Consider the following 1,246-nt stretch of genomic DNA (forward strand, 5'->3'; position numbering starts at 1 on the left):
GTTTACTTTTCTCTGAATAGGTTTTGTTTTTTGATTTTTCTTTTTCTGCAATTTTCTCTAGGCGTTTTTTTAATTGTGCTTCTGTCAAACGATGAAAAATAAGGCGTGAGAATAATTGCTGTTTATCACCGATATAAGCTTGCTGGTATTCTATCGTTTCTCCAGGTTTGAGTTGATTCAAAATCTGTATAACATCTATTTGTATGTATGCTGATTGTTTTTTAATGGAACCATTTTTAAAGTATTCTGGATTTGGATTTTTCACATATACGTTCGTATTTAACTTTAACCGCGAAATATAATACGTGCCACGTTGATCCATCTGATCTAAGTCTTCTAATGAAAAGTACCCTAAATCACGAATACATAGATCGCCGGGTCGTAAAGTATCTAAACATTCTGTTCCAAATGTTTTATCATTATTTTTTCCAGGGCCCACTTGAAAATTAAGAAATTGTCCACTATGTAAATCATATTCTAATTGAATCTTGATCCCAGCTGTTTGAGCACATCCTCCTGAACCAGGGTATATATGTTCCAAAGTATTAGGTACTTGAAACATGGTGGCATCCATAATACGAATGCGTTTAAAATGGACAAAAAGTTGGTTAGAAATGTGAGTTTGCTCACAGACTTTTTGTTGTAACAACAAAGAAAAGATATGTTTTAAAAATAACACTGATTTTGCAGTAAATCGTTTATTTAAGCCCTCTGGGCTGAGTAAAGTACCTGTAGCTGCATGAAGCCTACTACATAATCGAACTAAAGGATCACTGGCCACCCGTTGACTAATCCAAATACAAATAGTAGCTAAATCTGATCCTGAAAACTTACGTTTTCGCTTTATAAACTTAATCTCTCTTGCCAGTTCTTCCAAAAATCCAGGTGTGATATAGCGCTGTAATTCTTCTGCAAATGGTTGTAATTCCTCTTGAATCGAGAGATTCATAAAAAACGTCACCCTTCCTCATAGATTATTAAGAAAGAGTAACGTTTTTTTGTACTTGGGGGTAGTAAAAATTATTAAGTTGATGGGCATGGGGTACCGCCAGCATTTCGGAAAAAACCCACGCTAAGCAAAAAATAAAATAAGCTGTCCATATGGGCAGCTTATTTACATAATTATCGTTATTGGAAGCTAATTTTTAATATTACTGTAATCCACACTACTAATCATTCTCACCTGAATACACTTTTAAATCTTCCATTGCTATGGCGATAGCATGTTTTTCTGTATCAATTAACG

1 protein-coding gene is annotated in these 1,246 nt (G+C 34.2%); it reads right to left on the reverse strand.

Annotation, left to right across the window (positions count from 1 at the left end):
* Positions 1-949, reverse strand: a 949-nt coding sequence (locus tag AB0H28_RS30085) for an IS4 family transposase (RefSeq protein WP_358047527.1), incomplete at its 3' end; no start/stop codon positions are given.
* Between the last annotated feature and the right edge of the window lie 297 nt (positions 950-1,246).

This window comes from Micromonospora sp. NPDC050980 (genome assembly GCF_040653835.1).
In the GTDB taxonomy this organism is placed as follows: Bacteria; Actinomycetota; Actinomycetes; order Mycobacteriales; family Micromonosporaceae; genus Micromonospora.